Annotated in this window: 18 protein-coding genes and 3 pseudogenes; 11 read left to right on the forward strand and 10 right to left on the reverse strand. The window is 63.4% G+C overall.

The features are described 5' to 3' along the window. Nucleotides 1-215: pseudogene (locus IVA74_RS31125) on the reverse strand (IS5/IS1182 family transposase); the annotation flags it as partial. Between the two features lie 77 nt (nucleotides 216-292). Further along, complete coding sequence (locus IVA74_RS31130; RefSeq protein ID WP_247350644.1) at nucleotides 293-553, reverse strand: hypothetical protein; 261 nt, start codon at nucleotides 551-553, stop codon at nucleotides 293-295. Between the two features lie 267 nt (nucleotides 554-820). Between IVA74_RS31130 and rocF the strand changes: the two genes are divergently transcribed. The 4 genes from rocF (at nucleotide 821) to IVA74_RS31150 (ending at nucleotide 4,159) form a co-directional block, all read left to right on the forward strand. Then, a complete protein-coding gene (gene rocF / locus IVA74_RS31135; RefSeq protein ID WP_247350647.1) occupies nucleotides 821-1,798 on the forward strand; it encodes an arginase in 978 nt (325 codons plus the stop codon). A 161-nt stretch (nucleotides 1,799-1,959) separates the two neighbouring features. Then, entirely contained in the window at nucleotides 1,960-3,231 is a 1,272-nt protein-coding gene (gene soxC, locus IVA74_RS31140) for a sulfite dehydrogenase (protein ID WP_247350650.1), read from the forward strand. Continuing rightward, the gene (locus IVA74_RS31145) at nucleotides 3,218-3,760 is read left to right on the forward strand and encodes a cytochrome c (RefSeq protein ID WP_247350652.1); all 543 of its coding nucleotides are present in this window, start codon (nucleotides 3,218-3,220) and stop codon (nucleotides 3,758-3,760) included. The genes soxC and IVA74_RS31145 overlap by 14 nt, the downstream gene beginning before the upstream one ends. A gap of 102 nt (nucleotides 3,761-3,862) precedes the next feature. Beyond that, nucleotides 3,863-4,159: a hypothetical protein gene (locus IVA74_RS31150; protein ID WP_247350657.1), complete on the forward strand. Its 297-nt coding sequence runs from the start codon at nucleotides 3,863-3,865 to the stop codon at nucleotides 4,157-4,159. Nucleotides 4,160-4,165: 6 nt separating this feature from the next. Here IVA74_RS31150 and IVA74_RS31155 read toward each other — a convergent pair whose 3' ends face one another. From IVA74_RS31155 to IVA74_RS31165, 3 genes are all read right to left on the reverse strand, one after another. After that, on the reverse strand, nucleotides 4,166-5,380 hold the full coding sequence (locus IVA74_RS31155; protein WP_247350658.1) for a mandelate racemase/muconate lactonizing enzyme family protein: 1,215 nt from the start codon (nucleotides 5,378-5,380) through the stop codon (nucleotides 4,166-4,168). A 153-nt stretch (nucleotides 5,381-5,533) separates the two neighbouring features. After that, nucleotides 5,534-6,820: a divalent metal cation transporter gene (locus IVA74_RS31160; RefSeq protein ID WP_247350660.1), complete on the reverse strand. Its 1,287-nt coding sequence runs from the start codon at nucleotides 6,818-6,820 to the stop codon at nucleotides 5,534-5,536. 283 nt (nucleotides 6,821-7,103) lie between these two features. Then, complete coding sequence (locus IVA74_RS31165; RefSeq protein WP_211398252.1) at nucleotides 7,104-7,289, reverse strand: hypothetical protein; 186 nt, start codon at nucleotides 7,287-7,289, stop codon at nucleotides 7,104-7,106. 248 nt (nucleotides 7,290-7,537) lie between these two features. Here IVA74_RS31165 and IVA74_RS31170 point away from each other — a divergent pair, with 248 nt between their 5' ends. Both IVA74_RS31170 and IVA74_RS31175 read left to right on the forward strand, forming a co-directional pair. Continuing rightward, nucleotides 7,538-7,807 carry a hypothetical protein gene (locus IVA74_RS31170; RefSeq protein WP_247350661.1) on the forward strand — a complete coding sequence of 90 codons (270 nt, stop codon included), beginning with the start codon at nucleotides 7,538-7,540 and terminating at the stop codon, nucleotides 7,805-7,807. A gap of 68 nt (nucleotides 7,808-7,875) precedes the next feature. After that, nucleotides 7,876-8,049 (forward strand): hypothetical protein, encoded by a 174-nt coding sequence (locus tag IVA74_RS31175; RefSeq protein ID WP_247350663.1) that lies wholly within the window; start codon nucleotides 7,876-7,878, stop codon nucleotides 8,047-8,049. Nucleotides 8,050-8,282: 233 nt separating this feature from the next. Here the strand turns inward: IVA74_RS31175 and IVA74_RS31180 are convergent, their stop codons facing one another. Further along, nucleotides 8,283-8,441: a hypothetical protein gene (locus IVA74_RS31180; RefSeq protein WP_247350665.1), complete on the reverse strand. Its 159-nt coding sequence runs from the start codon at nucleotides 8,439-8,441 to the stop codon at nucleotides 8,283-8,285. Nucleotides 8,442-8,645: 204 nt separating this feature from the next. Here IVA74_RS31180 and IVA74_RS31185 point away from each other — a divergent pair, with 204 nt between their 5' ends. The 4 genes from IVA74_RS31185 (at nucleotide 8,646) to IVA74_RS31200 (ending at nucleotide 10,359) form a co-directional block, all read left to right on the forward strand. Further along, nucleotides 8,646-8,822: a hypothetical protein gene (locus tag IVA74_RS31185; RefSeq protein WP_247350666.1), complete on the forward strand. Its 177-nt coding sequence runs from the start codon at nucleotides 8,646-8,648 to the stop codon at nucleotides 8,820-8,822. A gap of 676 nt (nucleotides 8,823-9,498) precedes the next feature. Then, a complete protein-coding gene (locus IVA74_RS31190) occupies nucleotides 9,499-9,747 on the forward strand; it encodes a hypothetical protein (RefSeq protein ID WP_247350667.1) in 249 nt (82 codons plus the stop codon). A 2-nt stretch (nucleotides 9,748-9,749) separates the two neighbouring features. Next, nucleotides 9,750-9,932: a hypothetical protein gene (locus tag IVA74_RS31195; protein WP_247350669.1), complete on the forward strand. Its 183-nt coding sequence runs from the start codon at nucleotides 9,750-9,752 to the stop codon at nucleotides 9,930-9,932. Nucleotides 9,933-10,089: 157 nt separating this feature from the next. Further along, complete coding sequence (locus IVA74_RS31200; RefSeq protein ID WP_247350670.1) at nucleotides 10,090-10,359, forward strand: hypothetical protein; 270 nt, start codon at nucleotides 10,090-10,092, stop codon at nucleotides 10,357-10,359. On the opposite strand, the gene IVA74_RS31205 is transcribed toward IVA74_RS31200, so the two are convergent. The 4 genes and pseudogenes from IVA74_RS31205 to IVA74_RS31225 all read right to left on the reverse strand — a co-directional run bounded on the left by IVA74_RS31205 (nucleotide 10,353) and on the right by IVA74_RS31225 (nucleotide 13,498). Next, nucleotides 10,353-10,556, reverse strand: coding sequence for a hypothetical protein (locus IVA74_RS31205; protein ID WP_247350673.1), 204 nt, complete (start codon nucleotides 10,554-10,556; stop codon nucleotides 10,353-10,355). The genes IVA74_RS31200 and IVA74_RS31205 overlap by 7 nt on opposite strands. After that, nucleotides 10,553-10,753: a hypothetical protein gene (locus tag IVA74_RS31210; protein WP_247350674.1), complete on the reverse strand. Its 201-nt coding sequence runs from the start codon at nucleotides 10,751-10,753 to the stop codon at nucleotides 10,553-10,555. Before IVA74_RS31210 ends, IVA74_RS31205 begins: the two co-directional genes overlap by 4 nt. A gap of 794 nt (nucleotides 10,754-11,547) precedes the next feature. After that, nucleotides 11,548-13,101: pseudogene (locus tag IVA74_RS31215) on the reverse strand (FAD-dependent monooxygenase). 196 nt (nucleotides 13,102-13,297) lie between these two features. Further along, nucleotides 13,298-13,498 (reverse strand): hypothetical protein, encoded by a 201-nt coding sequence (locus tag IVA74_RS31225; RefSeq protein WP_247350676.1) that lies wholly within the window; start codon nucleotides 13,496-13,498, stop codon nucleotides 13,298-13,300. Nucleotides 13,499-13,574: 76 nt separating this feature from the next. Here IVA74_RS31225 and IVA74_RS31230 point away from each other — a divergent pair. Beyond that, nucleotides 13,575-13,817, forward strand: a pseudogene (locus IVA74_RS31230) (YciI family protein); the annotation flags it as partial. Nucleotides 13,818-13,857 lie beyond the last annotated feature (40 nt).

The following is a 13,857-nucleotide window of genomic DNA, read 5'->3' on the forward strand; positions in this document are numbered from 1 at the left end:
TAGAACACCTGCAGCAGCAAGGCGCTCAGCAATTGCTCCGGAGGGATCGAAGGACGTCCCTCGCTGGCGTATAGCTTTCCAAGGCTGCGGTTCAAATCATTCAAAACATCCCGGACAAGTTCCCGGACCTTCCGCAGCGGATGGTTCGCTGGCACACGTTTATCCGGCGCGATGTACGAAAACAGGCCGCCCTGATCCGTAAACCTGCCGCGCATGATCGTCTCCGCCGATTCGAGATGATAAAGTGAATCATCAAGTCCCCTCCCTGGCGAGGGGGTTTTTCAGCAGACTGCTAGCGCCGACGCGCCACCGCGACCCCGAACAGGAAAGCAACGAACAGGCTCGCAAGCGGCGCTTCGCGCGTGATTGCCGCGACGGTCGCGAGGGGCCGTCCGGGCTTTCGCGCTTCATCGATTGCGGAGGTCATGCGGTCGACAGCTGCATGCAAGCCGCCTGCGACCTCACCGACGGTGCGGGATACGTCCGTCGCGGCATCGATGGCGCGCTCGGCCATGCCGGGGTGGGAAGTGGACTGCGGAATCTCCGTGCTCAAGCGCGCGACCTCCAGGCTGATCGTGTGACGGAGGCCGGTACCTTTGGCTATCCGCGCGAGCGCTCGTTCTGAACAGCGGGTCCGACGACCTTTGGCTATCCGCGACAGGCGCCGTGGTTTTTACGGCGGGTACCGGCCGTGGATGAGCAATTCGGCGCGCGGGGTTTTGTTCCGAGTCGATACACCGCTACGCGGACCTCCCCCGTGAAACGACGGGCGCGAATCTCTGTTAGGCTGGCGCAATCTTGCTGATCTCAGGAGACGGCTGTGACCGATCGGACCCCGACGGATCGAGCCCGGCGAATCGCCTTGCTGGGCGCTCCCATCGACATGGGGGCTTCGCAGCGCGGCACCCTGATGGGTCCTGCGGCGCTCCGCACCGCCGGCCTTGCGACACTGCTCGAAAGCCTGGATTTCGAGGTCACTGATTACGGCGATCTCTCGGTGGCCGAGGTCCGGGACCTCGCGGACAGGCCTCCCGACAAAGCCAATCACTACCGCGAAATTCAGCGCTGGACGCGCGTGCTGAGCCGCAAAGGCTACGAGATCGCGAACACCGGTGCGCTGCCGATTTTCCTGGGAGGCGATCACACCTTGTCGATGGGATCGGTGAACGCCATGGCCCGTCACTGGCAGGAGCGCGGACGCGAGCTGTTCGTGCTCTGGCTCGATGCCCATGCCGACTACAACACGCCGGAGACGACGATTACCGCCAATATGCACGGCATGTCGGCAGCGTTCCTGTGCGGCGAACCCGGCCTCGACGGATTGCTCGGTGACGATCCGCGCGCCTCGATCGATCCCGACAGGCTCGACCTGTTCGGCGCGCGCTCAATCGACAAGCTCGAAAAGGAGTTGATGCGCGCGCGCCGGATCAGGGTTGTCGACATGCGACAGATCGACGAGTTCGGCGTCGCCGTGCTGATCCGCCGCGTCATCGAGCGCGTCAGGGCCGGCAACGGCGTGCTGCATGTCAGCTTCGACGTCGATTTTCTCGACCCCTGCGTCGCGCCGGGTGTCGGCACGACGGTGCCGGGCGGAGCGACCTATCGCGAGGCGCATCTGATCATGGAGCTTCTGCACGATTCCGGCGTGGTCGGATCAGTCGACATCGTCGAGCTCAACCCGTTCCTCGACGAACGTGGCCGCACTGCGCGGACTGCGGTTGAACTGATCGGCAGCCTGTTCGGCCAGCAGATCGCCGACCGGCCGACACCAAGCAATGCGATCGCGCCGGGTGAGTGACGCACGAGCCGTTTGTGCGTTGCGAAGAAGGGAACTGCCGTCGCCGCCGCCGGATTTAGATCAGTCGAGGTCGAAATCGCCTATTTTTGAAACAGCTGCGAATTGCAAATGCACGTCGCAGAATGTTTCATGCGGGTGGCGCTTCAGCCGAGGATCCGCAAATGAGCAGCACGTTCGACGCCGACGACAAATCCGCAGGCACGACTCGCCGCCTCTTTCTGCGCGGCAGTGCTGCGGTGGCGGGTGGCACCGTCATGGGCGCCGGTGCATCGGCTGTCGCCGAGACCGACAACCTTCCACCCAACGTTCCCGAATGGATGAAGGCGCCGGGCGAACCGATGGGAAGCCAGCCCTATGGCGCGCCGTCACCGTTCGAGAAGGGCGTCGTCAAGAACATCTCAAAGACCCTCAAGCAGTACATATCGGCCTCCGGCCGGACTCCATTGCAGGAGCTCGATGGCATTATCACGCCGAACGGACTGTTCTACGAGCGGCATCACGGCGGCGTTCCGACCATCGATCCGGCTCAGCACCGGTTGATGCTGCACGGGCTGGTCGAGCGTCCGCTGATCTTCACAATGGACGATCTCAGGCGTTTCCCGTCGGAATCGCGCGTCCACTTTCTCGAATGCTCCGGCAATCCCGGCTACAGCAAGCCTTACGGCAAGACAGCGTCGGACCTTGTGGGTCTGGTGAGTTGTGCGGAGTGGACCGGCGTCAGTCTCAAGCTGGTGCTTCAGGAGGCCGGGTTGAAGCCGGAAGCCAAATGGGTCGTCGCCGAGGGCGCCGACGCCGCTGCTCTGACCCGCAGCATCCCGATCGAGAAATGCCTCGAGGACGCAATGTTGGTTTACAGCCAGAACGGGGAGCGGCTGCGTCCGCAGCAGGGCTATCCGCTGCGGCTGTTCCTCCCTGGCTTCGAGGGCAATATGAGCGTGAAGTGGCTGCGCCGCCTGCATGTGACGGCGGAGCCGGTTTATTCGCGAGAGGAGACCTCGAAATACACCGACCTCCTGCCGGACGGCACCGCACGTGAATTTTCGTTCTTCATGGAGGCGAAGTCGATCATTACGCGGCCCTCGGGCGGCCAGCGTCTGAACGCGCCCGGCTTCCACGAGATCACCGGCATCGCTTGGAGCGGGCATGGCAAGATCGCGCGCGTCGAGATATCCGTCGACGACGGCAAGAGCTGGCAGGACGCGCGATTGCAGGAGCCGGTGCTGACGCGCGCTCTCACGCGCTTCCGTCTGCCGTGGCGATGGGACGGCAAACCTGCCGTGATCCAGAGCCGGGCCATCGATGAGACCGGCTATGTGCAGCCGACGCTGTCCGAGCTGCTCGCGGTGCGCGGCGAGAACTATTTCTACCACAACAACGCGATATGGCCCTGGCGCATCGCGGCTGACGGTGAGGTGACCAATGCGCTGGCGTGAGATTTGCAGCATCGCCGTTGCAATCGTGGTCTCTGTCTTTGCAAGCGAAGCGCAGGCGCAAAGCCTGTACGGCATCGGGCACCCGGCGACGGCTGCGGAGATCGCAGGCTGGAACATCGATATCGGGCGCGACGGCAGCAATCTGCCGAAGGGAAGTGGCTCAGTCGGCCACGGGCGCGAGGTGTTCGCCCAGCAATGTGCTTCATGCCATGGCGACCAGGGCGAGGGCGGACTGGGTGATCGGCTCGTCGGAGGGCAGGGCACGATCGGGACTCCTAAGCCTATCAGAACGGTCGGCAGCTATTGGCCTTATGCGCCGACGCTGTTCGACTACATCCGTCGCGCCATGCCGCAGAACGCGCCGCAGTCGCTGAGTGACGAGGACGTCTATGCGGTGTCCGCCTATATCCTGAACCTGAACGGGCTGGTGGCAGCCGATGCGGCGCTCGATGCAAAATCGCTTGCGGCGGTCAATATGCCGAACCGCGACAGGTTCGTTGACGATGCGCGGCCTGATGTGAAAAAGTGATGGCCTTGTCGCGATCAGGTTCCACGCGGTGGCTCGGAACTTGCTTATGCTAATGGTGGAACTCGCGGGACGTCATTGAATTAACCTGCGAGAGGAAAAAATATGGGTCATACGATGGCAACTGATCGCTTCGCAAACTCCATGTTGTCAGCGCTTCGCCATCCCGGCGTGATTGCGTTGATTGTGGCCGGCGTGACGATTGCTGCGATGCTCATCGTCGATCATGGGCCGTGGAATCGCGCCAAGACGCAGCCGGCTCACGTCGCGATGTATGCGACCACGGGAGAAGCTGCGCGCGCCGCTGGTGCGGCAGTGCTCCCGACCGAACAGAAGTCGCCGATCGAGCCGGAGCGGCCGGGGCCGAACACGTCCCCGACCATCAACCCCGTGACGCCGTAGTCGGCCTCAATCCTTGCGACCGTAGTTGAGGAGCCCGCCGCTGGCCTTTGGCGGATGCGCGCGAAGGGCTTCCTCGTTCGGCTCGGTGCCCCAGCCGGGCCGGTCTGGAATAACCAGATGCCCGTTCGCAATCTCCGGCTCATGCGTGAACAGCTCGCGGTCCCATGCCAAGCGATCGATGTCGATCTCCATGATGCGCAGGTTCGGCACCGCGGCGCAGAAATGCGCATTCATCATCGAGCAGAGATGGCCGTAGAAATTATGCGGTGCGACGTTGACTTCGAACGCTTCCGCGGCGGCTGCGATTTTCATCGACTGCCAGACGCCGTTCCAGGGCGTGTCGATGATCGCGACGTCCATCGCCTGCTCGTGGAAATAGGGCAGGAATTCCCGCAGGCCCAATAGCGTCTCGCAGGACGAGATCGGATGCGGGCTTTGCCTGCGGATGTAACCGAGCGCTTCCGGGTTGAAGCTGTCGATCTCGATCCAGAACATGTCGAGGTCCGCGATGGTACGCAGGATATTCAGATAGCCCTCGGTCTTGGCGTTGAAGTTGCAGTCGAGCAGGATGTCGACGTCGGGGCCTGCACCGTCGCGGATCGCTTCCAGATGCATGCGCAGGTCGCGCAGGATTTTGCGGTCGACGTTGATCTCGGGGGCGAAGGGAGAGCCGAACCCCGGCCGCCAACCGGTCGGCTTGCCGTCGTCGTAGGAAAAGATGTTGGTCTTGAGCGCGGTGAACTTCTTCTCGCGCACCTCGCGTCCCATTGCCTTGACGCCGTCGAGGTTCTCGATCGGCGGCTTGTACCAGGACGGATGATTGATCCGCCATGTCGCGCAATGCGACCAATACACCCTGACGCGGTGACGGATCTTGCCGCCGAGCAGTTCGTAGCAAGGCACGCCGAGACACTTCGCCTTGGCATCGAGCAGTGCGTTCTCGATCGCGCCGAGCGCCTGCGCCACCACGCCGCCGGCGGCGGGACGTGTGGCCGCGAACAGCTCGGCGTAGATGCGCTCGTGCCGGAAAACGTTTTGCCCGATGACGCGGGCGGACAGGCGCTGGATCGCAGCGCCGACGCCGGGCGAGCCGAAGCCTTCGTCGAACTCGCTCCAGCCGACGATACCGTCTTCGGTCGTCAGTTTGACGAAGTGGTAGTTTCTCCAACCGGCATCGCAGGCGAGAATTTCGAGACTTGTTGCTTTTGATGATTTGGTCATGTCGCTCCCCGTCGCCCGGCCGGGCTTTGCTTATTCTTGAGGCCCGGTCGCAAGCCCCGGCCCTGGTCGCAATTGTTAGGCCAACCACGGATCGGCGTGAAGCCCGCAGCGGGCCTGGCCCTAGACGTTTTACGGCCATTGTCGCAAGGTTAGTCAGCCGATCGCGGAAGAGCCGAGCAGAGCAAGCACGGCCAGCGCCATCAACGCGGTGCCGAGCCAGCCCAGTACGACGAGCCATGACCGGGCCTTGAAGCGGCCCATGATCGCCTTGCTCGAGACGATCAGCATCATCATCGCCATGATCGGAACGGCGACGATGCCGTTGAGCACGGCGCTCCACACCAGCATTTGAATTGAGCCGATCCCGGTGAAGCCGAGCCCGAAGCCCATAATGGTCGCCGCGGCGATGATGGTGTAGAAGCCGACCGCCTCGTCCGGCTTGGCCTCCAGCGTCGCGCGCCAGCCGAAGATCTCCGCCACGCCGTAAGCGGCCGAACCCGCCAGCACCGGAATTGCGAGCAGGCCCGTGCCGATGATGCCGGTCGCGAACAGGGCGAAGGTGAAGTCGCCGGCGAGCGGCCGCAGCGCTTCGGCGGCCTGCGTCGCCGAGTTGATGTTGGTGACGCCATGTGCGTGCAGGACCGACGCGGTGGTTAGGATGATGAAGAAGGCGATGCCGTTGGAGAGCAGCATGCCGGCGAGGGTGTCGACCCTGATGCGCGCGAGTTCGGGATTGCCGCCGCGCTTCAGTGCGCGAAGCGGCTTGTCGCGCTTGCCCTGATTCATCTCCTCGACCTCCTGCGAAGCCTGCCAGAAGAACAGATAGGGGCTGATGGTGGTGCCGAGCACGGCGACCACCATCATGAGGTAGTCGGCGCTGACATTGGCCTTCGGCCACACCGCCGCGAGCAGCGCCGTGCTCCACGGGATATTCACGGTGAAGGCCGTCGCGACATAGGCGAACAGCGCCAAAGTGAGGAATTTCAGCACCGGCGAATAGCGCCGATAGGGCAGAAACACCTGCAGCAGGGTCGAGCCCGCCGCGAAGATCAGCGCGTGCTCGTGGTTGAGGCCGCCGATCACCAGCGAGAGCGCCTCAGCCATCGCGGCGATGTCAGCGGCGATGTTGAAGGTGTTGGCGGCGACGAGCATGGCGACGAGCGTCAGCACCGCCCAGCGCGGCGCGATCTGCATCACGTTGGCGGCCAGCCCCTTGCCGGTGACGCGGCCGATCCGGGCGCTGACGAGTTGGATGGCGATCATGAACGGTGTGGTCAGAAACACCGTCCAGAGCAAGCCATAGCCGAACTGCGCGCCGGCCTGCGAATAGGTGGCGATGCCGGACGGATCGTCGTCGGCCGCTCCGGTGACGAGACCCGGCCCGAGCCTTTGCAACAGCGTCGGCGCCGATTTCGGGGGGGTGAGGGCACTGTCGGTCATGGCAGGAGGGACCTCGGTCGGGGGCCGTCTTTAGCAAATGCTAATGAGGGAACAAGGTTCCGAGCGGGGCATGAGCGGGCTCCTCGCCAATTTCTGATAAAGCTAATCGACTTTTGACTCGTCGGGCAAAACACCTGTATAAGTGCATCATCGAAGAACACTCGGTGCCCGCTTTTGCCCGCATCCCTAGCGCAACCGGCGACCATGGACGGCCGTCGCGCGTCCGCAACGTGCGCATGGAGAGCAGCGAGGTGTTTGTCCCCTGAGCAGATACGCTTCGGGACTATTTGATGCTGACGAACATGCCCCAGGCGCCGGCCAGCGCGGCGCCGGAAAAGACGATCAGCGGATTGTCGCAGAACGCGCTCCCATAGGTGCACATGGTGACGCCGAACGAGCCGATCTCGTGATGGCTTGCGGAATAGAACAGTCCCGACAGCACCAGCAATGCAGCGGCGACGTAATACATCGACGATCTCTCCGAAGCTTTCCCGATTGCGTCTTTCGCAAGGGACACGTTCCAGCATGGCGCGAACGAATTGCATCCTGCCGAATGTGCCTTGCTGCATTTGAACTAAAGTCGATCAGTCCCGCGAGACGTTGCCGCCATTGGTTGCAGTTTGCTGCGCTATCTACGTTGATTCGGGACGGGAACATCTGGACGCGCGGTCCATTAACGAACAGGAAATTGGCTGGACCAACCTAGGGGAGTGGCCCATGGGCGCCGAAAGGATGCACCCTCCGCGGTACTGGCGAATGCGGGCGGAAGAATTCCGCACCAAGGCGGACAATTGCGAGTACGCCGAGACGCGGGAAGTGCTGCGCAAGGTGGCGGAAAATTACGAAGAACTGGCGCGCCGCGCCGCGCGCATCTGCACCGTCCCGACCCTGGACGAACGGCGAAGGCAGGAATCCCACCAAGTCGTTCAGGACTACGCCGAGGATCAGCGCGCGATCATGGGACGTCTGGGCGCGCCCATGAATTAGAAGCGCTACCGCGCCAGGGAACAAACGTTCACTTTGGGACTTAGGACTCAGTTCGCCAGCGAGGGGAAATGAGCAAGGACCAGCAAGCCGGGCCGTTGAGAGTCCATCATCATCAGCCGGGGCCGTCGTGCTCCAAATGCGAGACGTCCACGCGCTACCTGACCTCGATCCTCGACGTGCAACGCGATCGCCCGGTCCTGATCTACCGGTGCGATGGTTGCCGCGAGGAGGTCTGGGTGTGAGCGAGGGTGTCTGCCGGCGGTCCCGCAGAAGCGCAGACCCTGAAAAACAGCTAGTTTGAAGGCCCGCAGCTCAGCGCCGCGATCTTCCCGGAGGCATTAAAAGTGAGGATCGCGCTCACGATGCCGTCGCGCGAAACGTATGAGATGATCGTTGCGTCCGCGGTCGGCTGGAGGTTGTCCAGGCGGGATGCGGGGTAGTTCTTCATGCGATCGACCCAATACTCCCGCAAGCCTTACTCCCACAAGCCTTGCCGGCCCGAGATCGTTTTCATGCCGCCGCAGCCGCAATGGACCACCGCGTCGTCAGCATACATTGCCAGAATGGTTTCGATATCGCCGTCACGGTAGGCATCGAGCCAGTCAACCGCAGCGGCCATCGGGTCAAAGGACATGATCCTACCTACGTGCCGTTTCTCGCCGTGGTTTAGGGGCGGGGTCGTGAATGTGAGGTGAAAGGCGCGCGTTCGGATTGCGCAAGAGGGCAAGAGCGCACCGGATAGCTGCAGGCGAGCTTCCCTCCGCGTGTTCACTTTTGGACTGTCCTAAATCGTTTCATAACCTACGCTGCGAATAGAGCAGGAAGACGGGAGCTTGTCATGCTCATCAGCAAGGAATTCGGGGCGTATCTCGACGTGCAGAAAACGCACCAGCTTGACGCAAGCCAAACGACACGACAATTGCTGCGCCGTTCGCGGGAGCAGATCGAGATGTCAACGACACTGCTTCAGCAACGGGTTCCGAAGATCTGGCACCCTGAGCCTCCAGAACAATAGAAACCTCGTCCGCCGTTCCCGCGTTGCGCGGAATGGCGAACCGAGACACCAGGCAGCGGCCTATTTGTGCTGCGTGCAACATACCCATGACGTTCATTGACGCGGTTGCTTCACCGGACGGCGCGATTGCCATCTTTCGGTGCTCCGGGTGCAACAAGCTCTGCTGGGAGAAGCCCAGACGAGACCAAAACTAAGGGCGCCTCGGTCGGCGCCTCCAGGCTGCCAACGCTGCTTCCATAGCGGCTGAACCTCTGGCCTGCTTTGACCTGCCAGTGGAAAGAAACGGCCGCAGCGCGGCGGGCCGAGCTGAGGCCGTGGAGGTTGTCGGTCGTTCATCCGGACCGACACCCGAATAACCCTTTGTCCCTTAAAGCTGTTCCTAATCGGGTGGCGTGTTTTTCGCTTGTCGCGTAGCTGCCGGGGCCGTGCTCCGGCCGGTTTGCGTGCCCAATGCGGCATGGCGCGTCTCGACGAAACACGCCTGAAACAGTGCTGAAACCAGATAGTCTCGAACTCCCCGCCCGCGGCGCCCGACCAACCAGGCGAAAAGGAGATCACCATGATCCAGGTCGGTTCGAAGGAAGAAGTCGCGTTTCTGCTGGCGCTGTTCGGCACGCATACCCAACCGGTCAAGCGGCCGAAGTCGACATCGCAGCAGGCGTGAGGCGCTGATCCCATGCCAGGTTTGGCCGAATGCCAGAGCCTCTTGCGCCTTCTGATCGCAAGGGGCGACCCGAAAGCCATCCCGCTCGCCCAAGGCGCTATCGATTCATACCTGAACACGGCGCCGGTGTGCATGCGCGGGCGCGGCCTGCGCGTGCTCCAGCGCGATGCGCTTGACCAGCATGGTGCCGCGGTCGGCGTGCAGCGCTCGTTCGCCGAGACGGTGGATGCCTATATCGAGCGGAAGCTTGCGGAGGAGTGAGGGTGGCGAGCGTCATTTCGCCCCTGTCGCTTTCGCCCGTGAAGAGACCGGGCACGAACGCGGCAACTGATGCTGCCGCGTTCGCGTCTTCATCGAATTTCACGCTCGGCTTCCGCGCGGTTACTGGGTCGGCGGCAGCACCTGTCTGCTTGCTTGTTTTGCTTGAAACCGTCGTCGTGGGATGAGTGATTAGGCCGTTGTGGCGCGCGCGTCCGCGACGGAGGCGCGGAATCGGCGGGCAGGACGCTGGAGTTCCTGGAACCCATTGATTCCCCGCAGATTTTTTCGTGCCGCCGGAAACCCTTTGTCCGCTTCGGACCTATTACGGCAAAGGATGCTGCAATGCCCCGATATTATTTCGATCTGCGCGACGAGACCGGTGTAGCGCTCGACGAGGAAGGGCTGGAGCTGGCAAGCCCTCGCTCCGTTCACGCGGAGGCCGCCAGGTCGGTCGCGGATATGGCGCGCGACGCCATCCTCTCCGCGCCTCCCGCCGGCCGCAGGCAGACGATGGCGATCGACGTTCGCGATGCCGCAGGTCCCGTGATGCAGGTGAACTTCTCGTTCGCGATCGAGATCTTCAGGACAGCTTCAGAATCACGCGATCATTGACGCGTCAGCAATGTCGCCGACTGCTCGGGCTCGAGCACGGCGATCTTGCGGCCGAGCTGCCAGACCTCGACCTTGCCGTGCCGCGTGAATTGCTGCGCGAAGATGAGCGCGGTCGCATCCGACGTGGCCTCGAAAGCTTCGGCGGAGCGGAAGACACCGTTTTCGCCGACCAGGTAGGCGCGATATTGCTGTGTCATGTCGGAGCCCTCAGACCCGGGGAATGCAGCCAGGCGTCGATGCGAATGGCCGTCTCGTCCTGCCGCGCGCGGCGCAGCAGCATCTCGCGGCGGCGCCCCGGCGCGAGCGTGCGCGCCTCCTCGCGAAGGCGTGTCGCTTCGTCTGCGAGTCGCTCATGGAGGGGTTTGATCTGCTTGAAGCGTCGACGCGTCAGCATGGCGCATGTCCATCGTGCGAGCAGGGGGAGCGCAACCCCGGCGTTGTCGTTGCCGATCGATGCCGAGTGAGGCGCGGTGATATCTCAAGCCTAGGCCGCCGGTTTCGCACCGTCTTTGTCATTTGCTATTTTGTTTAGAAGAATCTTTCGGGGGTGCGCGCGGCTAGTCTGAGCGGCTTGAGTGGCTTACTCATTTTGCGGTGCAGGATGCGAGCTGCGGTGGACCGCATCGGCTCGGGCAGCAGCGCCGCGGCGACCGATGAGTGCGCATCGATTTCACCTCCGCGCTACCGTCGTCCCACCTCCTTCAGCGCCCGATGCGGACCACCTCATTGCCGTCGCGAACGCATGCACGCCGGCGAGGTGCAGCGCCAGCAGGCGGCGGGCCGGGGCGCCGGAGAGGTCGTCGAGGTCGATCGAGAACATGGATGCCGGCCTGTGGTCGCGCGCCGCCGGGACGAAGGAGCTCGTCGCAGATAGTAGAGGAGTGTTCTCAACGGGAGCGCCTGCGTACAACGCGTTCATTGACGGGGGCATGACTGGCGCCACGACCAGCAGTAGCTCCGCGTCGTCGATGTCCGGATCGCCGCTGACCGAGCACGCACAGCTTGATCAAGAGGCTGTTTCCGCCGGTTCCTTCGTCGATCGCCTCGGAAACTGGACCGACACGCCGGCCGGCACTATGCCTGCCCGATACTCGCCAGAACCACTGCTCCCTTCCGCCGCGGGAGTAGTCGCTCCCGAAGAGGTCCGCCGTCTCAGTCGTGTCAATGAGTCGAATGCGGGCAGCGTTTTCACGTCGGGAAGTGCACCAGTCCCGTATCTGCCTTCCACGCCGCAGCCGGTCCGAACCACCTCGTCAGCGCGTTAGCGAGTTCGTGTTGGCGCTGATCTCCCACCCAGGCCACGTGCCCGTCGGGCCGCACCAGCACGGCGCCTGGTGCTGCGACTTGTCCGATCGCCGGAAGCTGCCACGGGCCGTCGCAATCGGCGTAAATGCGATCGATGCGATCTGCCCAGGGCGCGATGTCGAGGCCGCCTGTCTTGCTGAAATTGAGCAGCAAGCCCCGCGCGCCATGTAGCAGCGTGAACAATCGCAGCGGTCGTCCGTCGATCGTGAGATCGAGATCGGGCATGCGGCGCCCGAGCAGTGGATGTCCTTTGCCCAGATCATAGTGCACGTCGAGCCCGCTCATCATCGCGCCAAAACGCTGGCGCGGCTCGTCCATCGCGAGCAGCTCCGCCACGATGTCGCGCGCGGCCTTGAGGCCGTCCTCGCCACGGCGGAGCAGGGCGATTTGCGCCATGGTGTTGCGTCGCACGCGCGCGGCGACGGGATGGCGCTCGGCACTGTAAGTGTCGAGCAGGCTTTCGGGGGATATGCCTTTGACCACCTGCGCGAGCTTCCAGCCGAGATTGACCGCGTCCTGCGCGCCGATGTTGAGGCCACGTCCGCCGACGGAATGATGGATATGCGCGGCATCGCCGGCGAGCAGCACGCGTCCCTTGCGATAGAACACGGCCTGCCGTGCTGCATCGGTGAAGCGGGATCCAGGACGGGCTGTGCAGTCCCAAGTCGGTGCCGTACACGGCGACGAGGGCCTCGCTGAGATCGCGCAAGCCGGGTTCTCCGGTGCGGTCGAGCGTCGCTTCGGTCAAGACCACCAGCACGCGTCCGCTCGTGGTCTTGCTGAGGCCGTGAAAGCCGAGCGCATCGTGGCGCAGGCCCCAGGCCGGCTCGCAAGCCGGTTTTTGGCGCATTTCGACCTCGGCCATGAGGTTGCTCAGCGTCGGATCGGAGCCGGCGAACTCGATGCCGGCGGCCTTGCGCACCAGGCTGCGGCCGCCGTCGCAGCCGACCAGATAGTTTGTGCGCAAGGTCTCGCCGTCGGAGAGCGTCAGGTCGATGCCGGTCTCGTCCTCCGCGAAGCCCGTCACCTCCAGGTTTCGATAGATCGGCACAGCGAGCTCTTCGACCCAGCCGGCCAGGATGCGCTCGATATGGCTCTGCCGCAGTGCGAGCCCGTAAGCGTGCCGGGCGGGGAGGTCGCTGATGTCGAGCGTGGTCCAGGCGAAGCCGGCGAGCTGGGTGATCTGTCCTTCGCGCAGGAAACGATCCGCGACGCCGCGCTGGTCGAGGATCTCGATGCTGCGCGCGTGCCTGATAGCTCCTGGTCGGCGCGCCGTTCGACCACGGCGACGTCGACATTCGCGAGCGCGAGCTCCGCGGCCAGCATCAAGCCGGTCGGGCCACCGCCGACGATCACCACGGCGTGGTCGGTCGCGTCGCCGGCGCGGGCCGGTGTGGTGTGGCCGCGCGGCCGGGACGTCGGATGCAATACGGACATGTGGTGACCCCCTCGAGTTTGGATATTGTTCGGGTCGAGGGTTCTACGGCAGGGCCGGGGGCTTGAAGCAAGCCCGTTGCACACCACATATCTGAGTGGGAGAGGAAATCCCCCTTCCGCGTCCGCCACGTTGACACATCGGGCAAAACACCGGCAGAATGGCATCATCGAGATGCGTGCCGCCCGCGGAAGCGGCCTAGTCATCCTTCGACAAATCGCCGGGCTTGGTGGGAAGGTCGATGGTGCCGCCGTCGCCGTGCACGAGATCGCGGCCCTTGTCCTCCGTCTCGCCGGCGTCTTCAACGATGGCCTCTCGCGTGTTGCGCTCCTTGTCGATGCGCGGCTTTTGTCTTGGAAGATTTCGCGACGTCTGCTGGGACGTAGTGTTGCGTGTCATCTGTCGGTCCTCCTGATCGCCTAACGCAGCCTTGGCGAATTCGTTCGTTTGACACGTCGGGCAACACACCGGCAGAATGATATCATCGAGACGAGTTGGTTCACCCGCGCGGAAAACATCCGCCGCGGGTTTTTTTGTCTTGATTTCGAGATCGGACGGCGGTGGCGCATTGCGGCCACTCGTCGAACCTCGAGCGCCGATCGGCGCGCCGTTGGTGCTCGACGGCCCCTATGCGGAGACCAAGGAGCAGTTGCTCGGCTTCTACATCGTCGATTGCAAGAACCTCGACGAGGCTCTCGATGTTGCGCGCGACCTCGGATAGGCCAATCCCGGCGGCGCCTATGAGGTGCGTCCGGTCG

Origin of the sequence: Bradyrhizobium sp. 132 (assembly GCF_023074185.1) — a bacterium.
Lineage (GTDB): Bacteria > Pseudomonadota > Alphaproteobacteria > Rhizobiales > Xanthobacteraceae > Bradyrhizobium.